19 protein-coding genes are annotated in these 16,328 nt (G+C 56.6%); 11 read left to right on the plus strand and 8 right to left on the minus strand.

Annotation, left to right across the window (positions count from 1 at the left end):
• Positions 1–32: 32 nt before the first annotated feature.
• On the minus strand, positions 33–473 hold the full coding sequence (gene slyA / locus C3406_RS11150) for a transcriptional regulator SlyA (protein ID WP_103179372.1): 441 nt from the start codon (positions 471–473) through the stop codon (positions 33–35).
• A 187-nt stretch (positions 474–660) separates the two neighbouring features.
• Between slyA and C3406_RS11155 the strand changes: the two genes are divergently transcribed.
• From C3406_RS11155 to C3406_RS11165, 3 genes are read left to right on the plus strand one after another with little or no spacing between them, the layout of a single operon-like run.
• Positions 661–897, plus strand: a complete 237-nt coding sequence (locus C3406_RS11155) for a DUF1656 domain-containing protein (protein ID WP_103823914.1) — start codon at positions 661–663, stop codon at positions 895–897.
• A gap of 2 nt (positions 898–899) precedes the next feature.
• The gene (locus C3406_RS11160; protein ID WP_103823913.1) at positions 900–1,763 is read left to right on the plus strand and encodes an efflux RND transporter periplasmic adaptor subunit; all 864 of its coding nucleotides are present in this window, start codon (positions 900–902) and stop codon (positions 1,761–1,763) included.
• The gene (locus C3406_RS11165) at positions 1,760–3,793 is read left to right on the plus strand and encodes an FUSC family protein (protein WP_103823912.1); all 2,034 of its coding nucleotides are present in this window, start codon (positions 1,760–1,762) and stop codon (positions 3,791–3,793) included. The genes C3406_RS11160 and C3406_RS11165 overlap by 4 nt, the downstream gene beginning before the upstream one ends.
• Here C3406_RS11165 and sodC read toward each other — a convergent pair.
• The 3 genes from sodC to C3406_RS11180 all read right to left on the minus strand — a co-directional run bounded on the left by sodC (position 3,772) and on the right by C3406_RS11180 (position 5,556).
• Entirely contained in the window at positions 3,772–4,290 is a 519-nt protein-coding gene (gene sodC / locus C3406_RS11170; protein ID WP_103179368.1) for a superoxide dismutase [Cu-Zn] SodC, read from the minus strand. The two genes, C3406_RS11165 and sodC, sit on opposite strands and share 22 nt — an antisense overlap.
• An 80-nt stretch (positions 4,291–4,370) precedes the next feature.
• Entirely contained in the window at positions 4,371–5,267 is an 897-nt protein-coding gene (locus C3406_RS11175; RefSeq protein ID WP_103823911.1) for an aldo/keto reductase, read from the minus strand.
• A gap of 49 nt (positions 5,268–5,316) precedes the next feature.
• A complete protein-coding gene (locus C3406_RS11180) occupies positions 5,317–5,556 on the minus strand; it encodes a DUF1289 domain-containing protein (protein WP_103179366.1) in 240 nt (79 codons plus the stop codon).
• Between the two features lie 147 nt (positions 5,557–5,703).
• Between C3406_RS11180 and eptA the strand changes: the two genes are divergently transcribed.
• From eptA to rnt, 5 genes are all read left to right on the plus strand, one after another.
• Complete coding sequence (eptA, locus tag C3406_RS11185) at positions 5,704–7,332, plus strand: phosphoethanolamine transferase EptA (protein WP_103823910.1); 1,629 nt, start codon at positions 5,704–5,706, stop codon at positions 7,330–7,332.
• A gap of 38 nt (positions 7,333–7,370) precedes the next feature.
• Positions 7,371–7,970, plus strand: coding sequence for a TetR/AcrR family transcriptional regulator (locus tag C3406_RS11190; RefSeq protein ID WP_103823909.1), 600 nt, complete (start codon positions 7,371–7,373; stop codon positions 7,968–7,970).
• 53 nt (positions 7,971–8,023) lie between these two features.
• A complete protein-coding gene (nemA, locus tag C3406_RS11195; RefSeq protein ID WP_103823908.1) occupies positions 8,024–9,121 on the plus strand; it encodes an alkene reductase in 1,098 nt (365 codons plus the stop codon).
• Positions 9,122–9,204: 83 nt separating this feature from the next.
• Complete coding sequence (gene gloA / locus C3406_RS11200) at positions 9,205–9,612, plus strand: lactoylglutathione lyase (RefSeq protein WP_103823907.1); 408 nt, start codon at positions 9,205–9,207, stop codon at positions 9,610–9,612.
• 96 nt (positions 9,613–9,708) lie between these two features.
• Positions 9,709–10,359 carry a ribonuclease T gene (gene rnt, locus C3406_RS11205; RefSeq protein WP_103823906.1) on the plus strand — a complete coding sequence of 217 codons (651 nt, stop codon included), beginning with the start codon at positions 9,709–9,711 and terminating at the stop codon, positions 10,357–10,359.
• A 44-nt stretch (positions 10,360–10,403) separates the two neighbouring features.
• Here the strand turns inward: rnt and grxD are convergent, their stop codons facing one another.
• Positions 10,404–10,751 carry a monothiol glutaredoxin 4 gene (gene grxD, locus C3406_RS11210; protein ID WP_032617810.1) on the minus strand — a complete coding sequence of 116 codons (348 nt, stop codon included), beginning with the start codon at positions 10,749–10,751 and terminating at the stop codon, positions 10,404–10,406.
• Positions 10,752–11,087: 336 nt separating this feature from the next.
• On the opposite strand from grxD, the gene C3406_RS11215 reads away from it, so the two are divergent.
• Positions 11,088–11,912, plus strand: a complete 825-nt coding sequence (locus tag C3406_RS11215) for a C40 family peptidase (RefSeq protein WP_103823905.1) — start codon at positions 11,088–11,090, stop codon at positions 11,910–11,912.
• Between the two features lie 122 nt (positions 11,913–12,034).
• On the plus strand, positions 12,035–12,616 hold the full coding sequence (sodB, locus tag C3406_RS11220; RefSeq protein ID WP_103823904.1) for a superoxide dismutase [Fe]: 582 nt from the start codon (positions 12,035–12,037) through the stop codon (positions 12,614–12,616).
• A 38-nt stretch (positions 12,617–12,654) separates the two neighbouring features.
• Here the strand turns inward: sodB and C3406_RS11225 are convergent, their stop codons facing one another.
• A complete protein-coding gene (locus C3406_RS11225) occupies positions 12,655–13,821 on the minus strand; it encodes an MFS transporter (protein ID WP_103823903.1) in 1,167 nt (388 codons plus the stop codon).
• A 164-nt stretch (positions 13,822–13,985) separates the two neighbouring features.
• Positions 13,986–14,075: a cytochrome bd-I oxidase subunit CydH gene (gene cydH, locus C3406_RS11230; protein ID WP_103179357.1), complete on the minus strand. Its 90-nt coding sequence runs from the start codon at positions 14,073–14,075 to the stop codon at positions 13,986–13,988.
• 296 nt (positions 14,076–14,371) lie between these two features.
• Between cydH and purR the strand changes: the two genes are divergently transcribed.
• Positions 14,372–15,397: an HTH-type transcriptional repressor PurR gene (gene purR, locus C3406_RS11240; RefSeq protein ID WP_103179356.1), complete on the plus strand. Its 1,026-nt coding sequence runs from the start codon at positions 14,372–14,374 to the stop codon at positions 15,395–15,397.
• A 5-nt stretch (positions 15,398–15,402) separates the two neighbouring features.
• On the opposite strand, the gene punR is transcribed toward purR, so the two are convergent.
• The gene (gene punR, locus C3406_RS11245) at positions 15,403–16,326 is read right to left on the minus strand and encodes a DNA-binding transcriptional activator PunR (protein ID WP_103179355.1); all 924 of its coding nucleotides are present in this window, start codon (positions 16,324–16,326) and stop codon (positions 15,403–15,405) included.
• Between the last annotated feature and the right edge of the window lie 2 nt (positions 16,327–16,328).

The following is a 16,328-nucleotide window of genomic DNA, read 5'->3' on the forward strand; positions in this document are numbered from 1 at the left end:
AAAGCCTTGCGTTCGCAAGGCTTTTTTAAAGGTTAGTCGCGGGACTGTAGCTCATTGATATTGTGCTCTAGCCGCGCTACCAGCGAGATCAGCAGTTCCAGTTCGGCGGGCGTGATCCCGGAGAGGATCTCACCGCGCGTTTTGCTGATCACCGCCTCCATCTCTGTGATGATGGGGGTGGCTTTCTCTGTGAGTTTAATCCGCTTGGCACGACGATCGCTGGCGCAGGTCTGGCGTGAGATCAGCCCCTTCTCTTCCAGTTGATCGAGCGTACGTACCAGTGATGGCTGCTCGATGCCAATCGCTTTTGCCAGTTGGATCTGTGACTGGTCGGGTGGCAGCTGATGGATATTATGCAGCGTGACCCAATGCGTCTGTGTCAATTCCAGAGGTTTCAGGCGATGGTCAATCAGAGCACGCCAGATGCGTACTAACCTTGCCAGATCAGAACCTAGTGGCGATTCCAATTTCATCTCCTTATAATTAGCTTGCTAAGTTATTATACTGATTTTAGAATAGTGTGCAGCATTTATATTGCCAAAACAAATGCAATACTGCATACATCCTTGATGAGAGTCTGATTTACACTTTGTTGTGACGCCTCAGCGCGTTATGCGGCCGCGCTTTTTGGCCACTCCCCATTTGCAAAGGAACCGGCACGTGACGTTCACGCTTAACGCCTCGGGGTTACCGCTTCAGGATCTGATAGTAGGTGCCTCGGTTTACTTTCCCCCTCTGTTCAAAGCGGTGATGCTGGGTTTTATTCTCTGGCTTGTCACCCACCGCTTGCTCCGCGACTGGATCTATTCCGGTGAAATCTGGCACCCCATGCTGATGGATCTTTCGCTGTTCGTCCTTGCAGTTTGCCTGGGACTGGTTCTGCTCATTGTGTGGTGACTATGCTTATGAAAACAATCAAATATTTTTCATCATTACTGGTTCTGGCCGTGGCGATCATCGCCGGATGGTGGCTATGGAATTATTATATGCAGTCCCCCTGGACCCGGGATGGAAAGGTACGCGCCGAACAGGTCAGCGTGACGCCCCAGGTCTCCGGCACCATTACCACCCTGCACGTTAAGGATAACCAGTTTGTCCATGCGGGAGAGGTGCTCTTCAGAATTGATGAAACCCCTTTCCATATTGCGGTGCTCAACGCCGAGGCGCAGCTGGCTAAAGCCCAGTCCGATCTGGCGAAAGCGAACAACGAAGCAAACCGACGTCGCCATCTGTCGCGAAACTATATTTCTGCTGAAGATCTGGATACCGCCAATATCAACGTCAAGGCGATGCAGGCCAACGTAGCGGTGGCTGAAGCCACGCTAAAACAGGCGCAGTGGCAATTGACTCAGACGGTGGTTAAAGCGCCGGTGGACGGCTGGGTCACCAATCTCTCTACCCGGGTGGGCGATTACGCCACCACCGGCCAGCCGGTGTTCGCCCTGGTCGACAGCCACTCCTTTTACGTGGTGGGCTATTTTGAAGAGACCAAGCTCCGGCATATCCGCGAAGGCGCACCGGCGCAGATCGTACTCTACAGCAGTTCGCAAACGTTACAAGGTCACGTATCGAGTATTGGCCGGGCTATCTACGATCAGAGCGTGGAGACCGATTCAGGACTGGTGCCCGACGTGAAACCCAATATTCCCTGGGTGCGGCTGGCGCAGCGCATCCCGGTGCGCATCAGTTTTGACAAGCTGCCGTCTGACCTGACGCTGGTCTCCGGCACGACCTGCACCGTCTCTGTGGGAACCGCCCGGTGAACCTGCCCGCTTTCTTCTGGCGCAACCTGCCATGGATAAAGGCGACTCCGGCGCAGTGGCGCTATGCCCTGCGCAACGGGATTGCGATGTGCCTGGCTCTCACCGTCGCCTACTGTCTTAACCTCGACGAACCCTACTGGGCGATGACCTCGGCGGCGGTGGTCAGCTTCCCGACCGTTGGCGGTGTGATCAGTAAAAGCCTTGGCCGGGTGGCGGGCAGCCTGCTCGGCGCCACCGCAGCGCTGATTATTGCTGGTCATACGCTCAACGATCCGTGGCTATTTCTGTTCAGCATGGCGGCCTGGCTGGCGCTTTGCACCTGGGCCTGCGCCCATTTCACCAATAACGTCGCCTATGCCTTCCAGCTGGCCGGATACACCGCGGCGATCATCGCCTTTCCGGTCATTGATATTCTCGACACCACCCAGCTGTGGGATATCGCCCAGGCCCGCGTCTGCGAGGTCATTATTGGCATCCTTAGCGGCGGGGTAATGATGATGATCCTGCCCAGCACCTCCGACGGCAAAGCCCTTATTACCGCGCTGAAAACCATGCACACCCGGCTGCTGGAGCACGCCAGCCTGCTGTGGCAGCCCGACAGTAACGATGCCATTCGCCTGGCCCACGAAAAGGTTATCGCCCAGATCCTGACCATGAACCTGCTACGCATTCAGGCTTTCTGGAGCCACTACCGTTTTCGCCGCCAGAATGCCCTGCTCAATTATCTCCTCCACCAGCAGCTTCGGATGACCAGCGCCATCTCCAGTCTTCGCCGCATGCTGCTGAACTGGCCCAATCCGCCCGCCGACACCCGGGAGGTCATTGACCAACTGCTCGCCACCCTTGCCCGGCCTGACGCCGATTTTTATACCGTGGCGCGGATCCTTGCTCCGCTGAGACCAGGCAACGACGCGGATTACCGCCATCGTGCTTTCTGGCAGCGGCTACGCTATTTCTGCCGGCTTTATCTACAGAGCAGCCGCTGGATAAAAGCCGTTGAAACCGCGACGCCAATAACAGAGTTTATCGTTCCCCGCAGCCCGGCGCTGGCCCGGCATACCGATAATCTGGAAGCGCTGTGGAGCGGGTTTCGCACCTTCTGCGCTCTCAGTCTGGTGGGCGCCTGGACCATTACCGCCCAGTGGGAAGCCGGAGGGGCGGCCCTGACCCTGGCCGCGATCAGCAGCGTGCTCTATTCGGTGGCGGCCTCGCCCTTTAACTCGCTCACCCTGCTGCTGCGCACCCTGATCCTGCTCTCGCTCTTCAGCTTTGTGGTCAAGTTTGGCCTGATGGTGCAGATCTCGGACCTCTGGCTGTTCCTGCTGTTTCTCTTCCCGCTGCTGACCACCATGCAGCTGCTGAAGCAGCAGATGCCCGCCCTCGCCGGTCTGTGGGGGCAGCTTATTGTCTTTATGGGTTCGTTTATTTCGGTGACCAACCCACCGGTGTATGACTTTGCCGATTTCCTTAATGACAACCTGGCAAAAATTCTTGGCGTGGGGCTGACGTGGCTGGCCTTTGCGGTGCTGCGCCCCGGCTCGGATGCGCGTAAGAGCCGTCGTCACATTCGCGAATTGCGGCGCGGATTTGTCGATCAGCTGAGCCGCAAGCCGCGGCTCAGCGAGAATGGCTATGAATCGCTGGTCTATCACCATGTGAACCAGCTCAATAACAGTCAGGATGCGCTGGCGCGACGCTGGCTGCTGCGTTGGGGAGTGGTGCTGCTGAACTGCAGCCATGTGGTCTGGCAGTTACGGGACTGGGAGACGCGCTCGGATCCGCTGGCACGGGTGCGGGACGTCGCCGTCTCACTACTGCGTGACATCATGAGCGAACGCGGCGTACAGCAGCGTCCCCTGGCCGCCACGCTGGATGAGCTTCAGCGTATCTGTGACACCCTGTCGCATCATCCGCAGCCCGCCGGACAGGAGCTTGCAGCCCTGATCTGGCGGCTGCACTGCTCGCTATCCCAGCTGGAACAGGCACCCGCTCCGGGCACCCTGAGCGATCAGATCACCCCGCAGGCATAACGCTCCCCGCCACCGCCCAGAGGTTTAGGGTGATCCGACATATTATCCCCGCCGACATGGATCATCAGCGCTTTGCCTTTCACCTCGTCCAGCTTTTTGAGGCGCGGGGCAACGACCGGGTCGGTCGCTTTACCGTCATTATTGACCACCAGCGCTGGCAGATCGCCTAAGTGGCCCATCCCCTCCGGCCCTTCATGTTTGCCGGTGTTATGGGGATCGAGGTGTCCACCCGCGGCCTCAGCGGCGGACGGTTTGCCATCTTTCATGGCCGGTTCGCAGGAGCCTTTGGCGTGGACGTGATAACCGTGTTCGCCCGGAGGGAGGGCTTTAAGATCCGGGGAAAACTCAAGGCCTTTATCGGTTTCAGTGATGGTGACTGTCCCGATGGACTGGCCGATCCCCTGAGAGGTGACGAGGTTCATCTTTACTTCTTCGCTGGCAGCCTGCGCACCTGCACAAACCACCAGCGTCAACGCTGCCAGAGTAAATCGCTTCATATGACCTCCTTGGTTATTTTTTGCCCCTTAAGTTTATACCAGGGGCAACGTTTTAACCGGAAAGTCAGACAAATAGAGAATTACGGCACGTCGTAACCCAGCGCGGCTTTGCGGATGCGGAACCACTGCTGGCGGGTCATGTTCAGCTGCTCTGCTGCCAGCGCCGAACGTACGCGCTCAATTTTGCCGGAACCGATGATCGGCAGCGGCTGAGATGGCAGACGTAAAATCCACGCATAGACCACCTGCTCGATGGTTTCGGCATTCAGCTCCTGGGCCACCTTCGCCAGCTCATCGCGCAGCGGCTGGAAGGCATCATCATTAAACAGGCGACCGCCGCCGAGGCAGGACCAGGCCATCGGGCGAATACGCAATTGCTGGAGCTGATCGAGGGTACCGTCCAGCAGCAGCGGCTGATAAACCGGCGAAATTTCAACCTGGTTAGTCGCCAGGGTGAACGGCAGACGCGACTGCAGCAGGGCAAACTGGGCTGGCGTAAAGTTAGAGACACCAAAATGGCGCACCTTGCCGCTCTGGTGCAGGGCGAGGAAGGCTTCGGCAACCTCATCGGCGTCCATCAGCGGATCGGGACGGTGGATCAGCAGCAGGTCAAGGCGATCGGTCGCCAGATTCGTGAGGGACTGTTCTGCACTACGAATAATGTGGTCGCGGTCGGTGATGTAGTGGCCGAGGGCATGCTCCGCTTTCGCCGTGGTGGCGATACCGCATTTGGTGACGATCTCCATACGCTCACGCAGCGCGGGAGAGAGCTTCATCGCCTCGCCGAAGGCCGCTTCACACTGATAGCCGCCATAAATATCGGCGTGATCGACAGTGGTGATCCCCAGATCCAGATGCTCTTCAATAAAACTGGCCAGCTCCTGGGCGGACATGTTCCAGTCCATCAGACGCCAGTAGCCCATCACAAAACGAGAAAACTCCGGGCCCTGCGGGGCAAGGGTAATACGCTGAACCATAGCAATTTCCTTTAAAAAAAGTCTGGGGAGAGTATACGCGTTTGTGACGCTAAAAAAGTGAGGGCTGCTGAGGTTCTTCAGCTTCAGGGGGCTTGTTTGCGCGCAATTTGCGCAAAAGACGCTGACGGCACAGGCGCAGGATCTCCTGTTTCTGGGCATCGCTCATTGATTGCCAGTTAAAACGCTCTTCCCGGCTGCGCATACAGCCGCGACAAAACCCTCGCTCATCCGACTGGCAAATACCGCGGCACGGGCTCTGGACAGGAAAGAACTCCAGTTGTTCAGCCACACGCACCTCCCGATACCCAAGATTCAGTAAAGTGAAGACCTTAAGCCGGGGTTACGCAAGAGGTCAACCACAGAATTGTGGCATTAAGGTTTCACTAATCTTCGCTCCCTATACTCGCCTCATCACTATTCTTGCTGGTTGACGATGATGCAGATGTTAAAAAAGTTACAGTGTAACGACACGCGATTTACGCTGGGCTGCGCGCTCCTGTTTACCCTGTTAAACGCCCTCTTTATTCACCGTAGCTGGCAGGTCATCGCCCCCGTCCGGCTGCATGATTTTGTTTTTGCCCTGACCGTGCCGCTGGTGCTGTTCTGCGGCTGGGTCATTGTCTTCAGCGTTCTGAATATTCCACTTATCCGTAAACCGCTGCTGGTGTTGCTCACCCTGGGATGCGCGGCGGCGACCTGGTTCATGTTTACCTACGGCGCGGTGATTGACCAGAATATGATGGTTAACGTCTTCGAGACCAACTCTCAGGAGGCCACGGCGCTCATCACCCCGCAGCTGATGCTGTGGCTGGCGATAGCCGGGCTGGTGCCGGCCGCCGTGCTGGCGCTGATTCGTATTCGTCCGGGTAAGTGGTGGCAGACGCTGTTGATGCGCGTGGCGGCCATCCTCGCCAGCCTGGTGGTGATCCTTCTGGTGGCCGCGCTCTTTTATAAGGACTACGCCTCGCTGTTTCGCAATAACAAAGGCATCGTCAAAATGGTGACGCCAGCAAACTACGTCAGCGCCATCGTTAAGTACGGCAAGGCGCGCTGGTTTGCGGGCGACCAGACTCTCATCCACCTCGGGGAAGACGCGCGTAAAGGCCCGGTGCTGCTGGCGCAGCAGAAAAAAACCGTGCTGGTGCTGGTGATTGGCGAGGCGTCCCGGGCTGAAAACTACTCCCTCAACGGTTACGGGCGTGACACTAACCCTGAGCTGGAAAAGCAGGAGATGATCAACTTCCCACAGGCCTCATCCTGCGGCACGGAAACTGCCGTCTCCGTGCCGTGCATGTTTTCAGGAATGCCACGCAAAAAATATGATGCCGATCTGGCCCATCATCAGGAAGGGTTGCTGGATGTGCTGGCCCACGCCGGGGTAAACCTGCTGTGGCGGGATAACGATGGCGGCTGTAAAGGGGCCTGTAATCGCATCCCGCATACCGACATGACCCAGTGGAAGCTGGATCAGTTCTGTAAGGATAAATCCTGTATTGATGACGTTAACCTCTATCGTCTGAATGAGACCCTGGATGGGCTTAAACAGGATACGGTGCTGGTGATCCACCTGATGGGCAGCCACGGCCCGGCCTATTATCAGCGCTATCCGGAGCAGTACCGCAAATTTACGCCGACCTGTGACACTAACCAGATCCAGGACTGCGATCACCAGGCGCTGATGAACACCTACGACAATACCATTCTGTATACTGATAGCGTGGTGAGTAAAACCATTGATGCCCTGAAGGCGCGTCAGGCGACGATGAACACGGCGCTGGTTTATCTCTCCGATCACGGAGAATCGCTGGGGGAAAACGGTCTTTACCTGCACGGTACGCCGTACATGCTGGCACCTTCGCAGCAGACGCACATTCCGTTTATGTTCTGGCTCTCGCAGGACTATAAAAAGAACTTTGGCGTGGATGCGCAGTGCCTGCGTAACCAGGCCGCGAAAGAGGCGGTGTCGCAGGATAATCTCTTCTCCACGGTGCTGGGGATGATGAACATTCGCACCTCCGTTTATCAGCCGCAGATGGATCTGCTTACTGCCTGTCGTCGAACGTAAGGCTTGCAATAGACCGATTGGTCTATTACATTGTCGACATGAATAAGCACACTGAACACGATACACGCGAACATCTCCTTGCGACCGGCGAGCGTCTTTGTATGCACCGCGGGTTCACCGGGATGGGTCTGAGCGAGCTACTGAAAACCGCCGATGTGCCGAAGGGGTCGTTTTATCACTACTTCCGCTCAAAAGAGGCGTTTGGCGTGGCGTTGCTGGAGCGGCATTACGCGGATTACCATCAGCGTCTGGCCAGCCATTTCGCCAGCGGTCAGGGCAATTATCGCGATCGTGTTCTGGCTTATTATCAGGAGACGCTGGCCCAGTTCTGCGCCCAGGGCATTATCAGCGGCTGTCTGACGGTAAAACTCTCTGCTGAAGTGTGCGATCTCTCGGAAGATATGCGCACGGCAATGGATAAAGGGGCCACGGGTGTCATCGCCCTGCTGGCGCAGGCGCTGGCGAAGGGTCGCGAGGAGAAATCCCTGGCCTTCGTCGGGGAACCGCTCACCCAGGCGCAGGTGCTCTACTCCCTGTGGCTGGGGGCCAATCTGCAGGCCAAAATGTCCCGCAGCGCGCTGCCGCTTGAAAGCGCCCTGGATCATGTCAAAACGATTATTGCTACGCCTGGCAGTTAACAGGCGTTTTTATTTCGCAAATTACTAGACGACCGGTCTACTCAGGAGCCTTTATGTCAGCTGAAAAATTGTTTACCCCGCTTAAGGTGGGCGCGATCGAAGCACCAAACCGTGTCTTTATGGCGCCCCTCACCCGCCTGCGCAGCATTGAGCCGGGTGATATCCCGACGCCGCTGATGGGCGAATACTATCGCCAGCGCGTGAGCGCAGGACTGATCATCTCTGAAGCCACGCAAATTTCTGCTCAGGCGAAAGGTTATGCCGGCGCCCCTGGCCTGCACAGCCCAGAGCAGATCGCGGCGTGGAAGAAAATTACCGACGGCGTGCATGCTGAAGATGGCCGCATCGCGGTTCAGCTGTGGCACACTGGCCGTATCTCCCACAGCAGCATCCAGCCTGGCGGTCAGGCGCCGGTGTCTGCTTCTGCGATCAATGCGGGTACCCGCACCTCCCTGCGCGATGAGAATGGCAACGCCATCCGCGTTGACACCACCACGCCACGTGCGCTGGCGCTGGACGAGATCCCGGGGATCGTGAACGATTTCCGCCAGGCCGTCGCCAATGCTCGCGAAGCCGGTTTCGATCTGGTTGAACTGCACGGGGCCCACGGCTATCTGCTGCACCAGTTCCTGTCGCCTTCCTCTAACCAGCGTACTGACCAGTATGGCGGCAGCGTTGAGAATCGCGCCCGTCTGGTGCTCGAGGTGATTGATGCGGTTTCTGCAGAGTGGAGCGCGGATCGTATTGGTATTCGCGTTTCGCCAATCGGTTCTTTCCAGAACGTGGATAACGGCCCGAACGAAGAAGCCGACGCGCTGTATCTGATCGAAGAGCTGGCAAAACGCGGCATCGCTTATCTGCACATGTCCGAGCCAGACTGGGCCGGCGGCGAGCCATACACCGATGCCTTCCGTCAGAAAGTGCGCGACCGCTTCCCGGGCGTGATCATCGGTGCCGGGGCTTATACACCGGAGAAAGCCGAAGATCTGATTAACAAAGGGCTGATCGATGCCGTGGCCTTTGGCCGCGCCTATATCGCCAACCCGGACCTGGTGGCTCGTCTGCAGCGCAAAGCCGAGCTGAACCCGCAGCGTCCGGAGAGCTTCTACGGCGGCGGCGCGGAAGGTTACACCGATTACCCCTCTTTATAAGCCCTCGCATTGATAGCGGCGACACTTCGCCGCTATACTAAAACATCGTTTCTGTTCAAGATGATAAAAGCTAAGAGGATAATATGCGCCTACTTCACACCATGCTGCGCGTTGGCGATCTGCAACGTTCCATCGATTTCTACACCAACGTGCTGGGCATGACCCTGCTGCGCACCAGCGAAAACCCGGAATACAAATACTCCCTGGCCTTTGTCGGTTACGGCCCGGAGAGCGACGAAGCGGTTATCGAACTCACCTATAACTGGGGTGTGGATAGCTACGAGCTGGGCACAGCCTACGGCCATATCGCCCTGGAAGTGGATAACGCGGCAGAAGCCTGCGAGCGTATCCGCAGCAATGGCGGCAACGTGACCCGTGAAGCGGGTCCGGTTAAGGGCGGCACCACCGTGATCGCCTTCGTTGAAGATCCGGACGGTTATAAAATCGAACTGATCGAAGCCAAAGACGCCGGTCGCGGTCTGGGCAACTGATCCTGACGGGCGCGCCATGCGCCCGTTGTTTTACTGCATCTCGCCTCAAAATTTGCCATAATACGCACTGCTTTTTTCCCCTTGTAAGAGATCCAGATGTCCGATAACGCTCAACTTACCGGTCTGTGCGACCGTTTTCGTGGTTTTTATCCTGTCGTGATTGATGTCGAAACCGCTGGATTTCACGCCAAAACCGATGCGCTGTTGGAAATTGCCGCCATCACGTTAAAGATGGATGAACAGGGCAATTTGCTGCCGGATTCCACGCTGCATTTTCATGTTGAACCTTTTGAAGGGGCGAACCTGCAGCCTGAGGCGCTGGCATTTAATGGCATTGATCCGCATAACCCGCTGCGTGGGGCAGTGAGTGAATATGACGCGCTGCATGCCATCTTTAAAATGGTGCGCAAGGGCATGAAAGAGCAGAACTGTAATCGCGCAATCATGGTGGCGCACAATGCCACCTTCGATCACAGCTTTATGATGGCTGCCGCCGAGCGCGCGTCGCTGAAACGTAATCCGTTTCACCCGTTTGTGACCTTTGATACCGCGGCCTTAAGCGGGCTGGCGCTGGGGCAAACCGTGCTGTCGAAAGCCTGTATTACCGCCGGTATCGATTTTGACGGCACACAGGCGCACTCCGCCCTGTACGATACCGAACGCACGGCGGAACTGTTTTGCGAAATCGTTAACCGCTGGAAGCGTCTCGGCGGCTGGCCGCTGCCAGATGTTGGCAACAACGCATAAAAAAAGCGACCGGAAGGTCGCTTTTTTATTTACCGTGCGCGAGATTACTCGGCGCCTGGCTCTTCAGATTTGTACTTCGCAGCCGTCTCTTTAATCAGCTGCTGCAGTTCGCCGCGCTGATACATCTCAATCAGGATGTCGCAACCGCCAACCAGTTCACCGTCAACCCACAGCTGCGGGAAGGTCGGCCAGTTAGCGTATTTTGGCAGCTCAGCGCGGATATCCGGGTTCTGCAGAATATCAACGTAAGCAAAACGTTCGCCACAGGCAGAGAGCGCCTGCACCGCCTGAGCGGAGAAACCACAGCTAGGCAGTTTCGGAGAACCTTTCATGTACAGCAGGATCGGGTTTTCAGCAATCTGCTGCTGAATTTTTTCAATAGTAGTGCTCATGTCTTGCTTCCTTTTACTTCTGTTACGGCAATAGTCTGACATTGTAGCGTTTCAGGCCGACTACGGAAAATAACATTTTCGTCACGTATATGATTTTACCGCGCGTGGCGTAAAGTTGCATTGTAAAACTACCTTATCCCGTTCCCCCCTGCGTCTTTGCTCAGCGAATGTACAAATCAACCGGTTGAAATTCCGATTTTTTGCACTTGCTAACGAAACGCAGTTTTAGATGCAAAAAGTTTATTAACGCAGGGGCTTTTTATAGATTAGAATCGACAAGTTTTGTAAATCAGACGCAGGATAATTTATATCCAGCTATTACCAGGGGAATGCCCAGTGGCGCGAATAAATAAATTCTCGATCACGCTCTGTGCTTTGCTGTTTTCATCTCTCACCTTCACGCCGGTGGCAAATGCCTCAGAGCAGGCGCGGCCTTCTGCCGCCCACAAAACGCATCTGGCAAAAGCCACCGAACCGAAGAAAAAAAGCAGCACCGGCAAAACCACGAAAAAAGAGAGCACCAGCAAAAAAAGCACCGCCAGTAAAAAGAGCAGCAGCAAAAAAAGCAGCCTCGCTAAAACACAGCCAGCCACCTCCAGTAAGAAAAGCAAAAATTCCTCCCGCAGCGCGCCCCGTACAACTCAAACCGCTTCCCGCGTTGTGACAGAAAAATGTACATCTCGTAAAGGACGTAAAGCGCAGTGCGTGAAAACCAGCAAGACCACGACCCTTGCCGAAGCGCACAAAGTCCGGGTGCAAAAAGCGCAGAAAACGGCGTTAAATAAGCTGATGGGCCAGATTGGTAAACCATATCGCTGGGGCGGCAGCTCACCGCGTACCGGTTTCGACTGCAGTGGTCTGGTCTATTACGCCTATAAAGATCTGGTGAAGTTCCGCATTCCGCGCACCGCCAACGAAATGTACCATCTGCGTGACGCCTCCCCGGTAGATCGCGGTGAGCTCGAAAGCGGCGATCTGGTGTTCTTCCGCACCCAGGGTCGCGGCACCGCCGATCACGTTGGTGTTTACGTTGGCAACGGCAAATTTATTCAGTCGCCGCGCACCGGCCAGGATATTCAGATCACCTCCCTGAGCGAAGACTACTGGCAGCGCCATTACGTTGGCGCTCGCCGCGTGATGAAGCCCAGCACGCTGCGTTAACCCCCTACCCCGCGGGTAAGCCTGCGGGGTAAGTTCCTCTTTTGTAGGGTCTTTCAATTTGCTACTCTATCCTTACATTCAATATGGTTATTGGATGGTTCACCATAATAAGGAGAGAAGCAATGTCGTTTGAATTACCTGCATTACCGTATGCAAAAGACGCCCTGGCCCCGCATATTTCTGCGGAAACCCTGGAGTATCACTACGGCAAACACCACCAGACCTATGTCACCAACCTGAATAACCTGATCGCCGGCACCCCATTTGAAGGGAAAACCCTGGAAGAGATCGTGCGTAGTTCTGAGGGCGGCATCTTCAATAACGCCGCCCAGGTGTGGAACCACACCTTCTACTGGCACTGCCTGGCGCCTCAGGCCGGTGGCGAACCGACGGGTGATCTGGCTAACGCCATCATCGCCACCTTTGGCAGCTTTGCGGAATTTAAAGCGAAGTTTACCGACGCCGCAGTGAAAAACTTTGGCGCAGGCTGGACCTGGCTGGTGAAAGAGGCGGACGGGAAGCTGGCCATCGTTTCCACGTCCAATGCGGGCACGCCGTTGACCAGCAACGCTACCCCGCTGTTAACGGTGGATGTATGGGAACACGCCTACTACATCGATTACCGTAATGCGCGCCCGAACTACCTTGAGCACTTCTGGGCGCTGGTAAACTGGGAATTTGTTGCGAAGAACTTCGCGGCATAACGAAAAACGCAGAAGGCCGGGCCTTCTGCGTTTTGGTGTTATTCGGCGGCGCAAACCGGTTCAGGTTGTTTTCTGTCGGCCATTAGCACCAGCAGAAGCCCCAGCGCGGCAATGATGGCCCCCATTACCGGAACAAAGCTGTACCCCAGCCCGCCGGAGATCACCGCACCACCTGCCGCCGCACCCAGCGCATTCCCCAGGTTAAACGCCCCGATATTGACGGAAGAGGATAACCCTGGCGCATCGCTTGCCACGCGCATCACGCGCATTTGCAGCGGCGGTACCACCGCAAAGGTCGCCATCCCCCATACCACCATCGCGAACGCCGCCCCCACTTCATTACGTGCCAGCCATGGGATCGCCAACATAATCGCGATCAGCAGCAGTAAAAAGCCTTTCAGGGTGCCGCTTACGGAGCGGTCCGCCAGCTTGCCGCCCAGGAAGTTGCCGAGCGAGAAACCGACGCCAATCAGCACCAGCATCGCGGTAACAAAAGCAGGCGTCGCCTGGTTAATGTCATGCAGAACGGGCGCAATGTAGGTGTAGAGGGTGAACATCGCTCCGGCGCCCAGCACCGTGGTCAGCAAGGCGGAAAGCACCTGCGGGCGCATCAGCACCGCCAGCTCCTTGCGCACCTTCGGCTTTTCGCCCGCGCCGCCCGCAGGGAGGGAGAAGAAGAGCGCGACCATCGAGACCACGCCCAGAAGCGCCGTCGCCAGGAAGGACATCCGCCAGCCGATAGCTTCGCCCATCCACGTTGCGGCAGGTACGCCGCCAATGTTGGCGATGGTGAGCCCCATAAACATGGTTGCTACGGCGCTGGCCTGTTTATGCTTCGGCACCACGCTTGCGGCGACCACCGACCCGAGGCCAAAGAAGGCGCCGTGATTAAGGCTGGTCAAAATACGCGACAGCAACAGGGTGGTGTAATCCGGGGAGAGCGCCGACAGCACGTTACCGACGGTAAAGATCGCCATCAGGAAGATCAGCGCATTACGACGGCCGCGATGGGAAAGCAGCAAGGTCATCAGCGGCGCCCCTACCATTACGCCGATAGCGTAGGCGCTGATTAACATGCCCGCAGCGGGAATAGAGACATCCACACCCCGGGCGATAACCGGTAGCAGTCCCATTGGAGAAAACTCGGTGGTGCCGATGCCAAATGCGCCAATGGCCAGGGCCAGCAGCGGAAAATTGATTTTCATACTTCAACTCCGGATACCGTGTCGTCAGGCGACACAGAACAATGAAGGCGAAAGCATGACATCAATCACAAAAAATGAGAAGTTAACAATTTGGCAAAAGATTTTTGCAAGAAGCGTAACAATGAGAGTAAGGAGACGAGGGAGCGTTAACTCCCTCGCAAATATCAGTGCAGCGCAGCCGTCAGTCCGCTGGCAACGATCAGACCCAGAACAATAACGGTGGTAATCAGCGAAAACTTAAGATCGGTACTCATCAATTTTTCTCCTTTTAATCACCCTACGAAGAGTGAGCTTGCTCATTTTTGCACAGTTCAGGGTAAAAATCTTGCTGGATTTAGAATGATATCGATTTTTACTCTTCCCCTTTTGGTCAAGATCAGCCAAAATTCCACGCTAAATTTATTAGCGTACCGGCCATTGACCCCCTCCTGACGTCCTGTGTCGTTTTCCCGGCGTACCGCAATTCAAATTGCGCAATTAGGGCGAGTGAAGGCAAACGTTTACCTATTGGTTTTTCAGGAGCTTAAGATATGGTCTGGAGTGACATCTGATGGCAACAATTAAAGACGTAGCGAAACGCGCAAACGTTTCCACTACAACCGTATCACATGTTATTAACAAAACCCGCTTTGTGGCGGAAGAGACGCGTAACAACGTCTGGGCAGCGATCAAAGAGCTGCACTATTCTCCGAGCGCCGTCGCCCGTAGTCTGAAGGTGAACCACACCAAATCGATCGGCCTGCTGGCGACCAGCAGCGAAGCCCCCTACTTCGCAGAAATTATTGAAGCGGTAGAGAAAAACTGCTTCCAGAAAGGTTACACCCTGATCCTCGGCAACGCCTGGAACAGCCTGGAGAAGCAGCGGGCCTATCTGTCGATGATGGCGCAAAAGCGCGTCGACGGCCTGCTGGTGATGTGCTCGGAATATCCGGAGCCGCTGCTTAAGATGCTGGAAGAGTATCGCAACATCCCGATGGTGGTGATGGACTGGGGCGAAGCGAAAGCCGACTTCACCGACTCGGTCATTGATAACGCCTTTGAAGGTGGCTACATGGCCGGACGTTATCTGATCGAACGCGGTCATCGCGATATCGGCGTCATCCCGGGCGCGCTGGAGCGCAACACCGGCGCCGGTCGTCTGGCTGGTTTTATGAAAGCGATGGAAGAAGCGTTAATCACGGTGCCAGAAAACTGGATCGTGCAGGGCGACTTTGAGCCGGAGTCCGGCTATCGCGCCATGCAGCAGATCCTCTCCCAGACGCCGCGTCCGACCGCTATTTTCTGCGGCGGCGATGTGATGGCGATGGGTGCCCTGTGTGCCGCTGACGAGATGGGGCTGCGCGTGCCGCAGGACGTTTCGCTGATCGGGTATGATAACGTGCGCAACGCCCGTTTCTTCACCCCGGCGCTGACCACCATCCACCAGCCAAAAGATTCGCTGGGCGAGACCGCCTTCAACATGCTGCTCGACCGTATCGTCAACAAACGTGAAGAGTCGCAGTCTATTGAAGTGCATCCGCGTTTGATCGAACGCCGCTCCGTCGCCGATGGTCCGTTCCGCGACTACCGCCGTTGATCCGCTCAGGGAGCCAGTACCTCTGGCTCCCGCAGCCACTCCCTGTTCATCGTTTCACTGTCCCCCAGATAATCCAGCAGCCACGCCAGCGCCGGTGACATGTCGTTTTGTTGCCAGGTGAGGCAGCAGGCCGCATCCGGGAACGGGTTTTCCAGCGTCAGCTCCACCCATTTGCCGCTGTCTATCCAGGGCCGGGCAAAATGGACCGGCACCATCCCCACGCACAGCCCGGCCGACAGGCAGGTCGCAGAGGATTCCCAGTCCGGGGTGACGATCCGCCGCTGGTTGTCCAGCAGCCAGGTGATCCGTTTCGGCAGCGAGCGGGAGGTATCTTCCCGCACCAGCGACGGCCAGTTGCGCAGAGTGTCATCGCTGAGCGGGCCGGGAAGCGCGGCCAGCGGATGGTGGCTGGCCACCACGCAGACCCAGCTTAGCATCCCCATATCGCGAAACGCGTAGCGTCCCCCCACCGGTATCGCCTGGGTCGCGCCGATCGCCATCTCCACCCTGCCGTCCGCCAGCGCATCCCAGACACCGTTAAAGACCTCCTGGGAGACCCGCAGCTCAACGTCAGCGAAGTGGCGATAAAAGTCGACGATCATCTGACGGGTGCGCTCGGGACGAACGATGTTATCCACCGCAATGGAGATATGCCCGCGCCAGCCGTTGGCGATCTGCTGACACTGTTCGCGGGTGATCTGCATTTTTTTGATAACAGAGCGCCCCTCCTTCAGAAACCACAGCCCTGCAGGCGTCAGCTCCACATCACGGTGACGCCGTTCAAACAGTGGCACCGCCAGCCACTCCTCAAGCTGACGCACCGTATAGCTGATGGCTGACGGGACGCGATGTAGCTCCTGCGCCGCGCCGCTGAAGCTGCCGTTACGCGCAACGGCATCCACCACTTCAAGGGAATATTCTGACCACATTT

It is taken from the genome of Leclercia sp. LSNIH8 (assembly GCF_002920195.1).
GTDB lineage: Bacteria > Pseudomonadota > Gammaproteobacteria > Enterobacterales > Enterobacteriaceae > Enterobacter.

Excerpts from the sequence above, each read along its gene's own strand:
- slyA (WP_103179372.1), bottom strand. The coding sequence starts at position 473 with ATGAAATTGGAATCGCCACTAGGTTCTGATCTGGCAAGGTTAGTACGC.
- C3406_RS11160 (WP_103823913.1), top strand. The coding sequence starts at position 900 with ATGCTTATGAAAACAATCAAATATTTTTCATCATTACTGGTTCTGGCC.
- sodC (WP_103179368.1), bottom strand. The coding sequence starts at position 4,290 with ATGAAGCGATTTACTCTGGCAGCGTTGACGCTGGTGGTTTGTGCAGGT.
- C3406_RS11175 (WP_103823911.1), bottom strand. The coding sequence starts at position 5,267 with ATGGTTCAGCGTATTACCCTTGCCCCGCAGGGCCCGGAGTTTTCTCGT.
- eptA (WP_103823910.1), top strand. The coding sequence starts at position 5,704 with ATGCAGATGTTAAAAAAGTTACAGTGTAACGACACGCGATTTACGCTG.
- C3406_RS11190 (WP_103823909.1), top strand. The coding sequence starts at position 7,371 with ATGAATAAGCACACTGAACACGATACACGCGAACATCTCCTTGCGACC.
- nemA (WP_103823908.1), top strand. The coding sequence starts at position 8,024 with ATGTCAGCTGAAAAATTGTTTACCCCGCTTAAGGTGGGCGCGATCGAA.
- gloA (WP_103823907.1), top strand. The coding sequence starts at position 9,205 with ATGCGCCTACTTCACACCATGCTGCGCGTTGGCGATCTGCAACGTTCC.
- rnt (WP_103823906.1), top strand. The coding sequence starts at position 9,709 with ATGTCCGATAACGCTCAACTTACCGGTCTGTGCGACCGTTTTCGTGGT.
- grxD (WP_032617810.1), bottom strand. The coding sequence starts at position 10,751 with ATGAGCACTACTATTGAAAAAATTCAGCAGCAGATTGCTGAAAACCCG.
- sodB (WP_103823904.1), top strand. The coding sequence starts at position 12,035 with ATGTCGTTTGAATTACCTGCATTACCGTATGCAAAAGACGCCCTGGCC.
- C3406_RS11225 (WP_103823903.1), bottom strand. The coding sequence starts at position 13,821 with ATGAAAATCAATTTTCCGCTGCTGGCCCTGGCCATTGGCGCATTTGGC.
- cydH (WP_103179357.1), bottom strand. The coding sequence starts at position 14,075 with ATGAGTACCGATCTTAAGTTTTCGCTGATTACCACCGTTATTGTTCTG.
- purR (WP_103179356.1), top strand. The coding sequence starts at position 14,372 with ATGGCAACAATTAAAGACGTAGCGAAACGCGCAAACGTTTCCACTACA.
- punR (WP_103179355.1), bottom strand. The coding sequence starts at position 16,326 with ATGTGGTCAGAATATTCCCTTGAAGTGGTGGATGCCGTTGCGCGTAAC.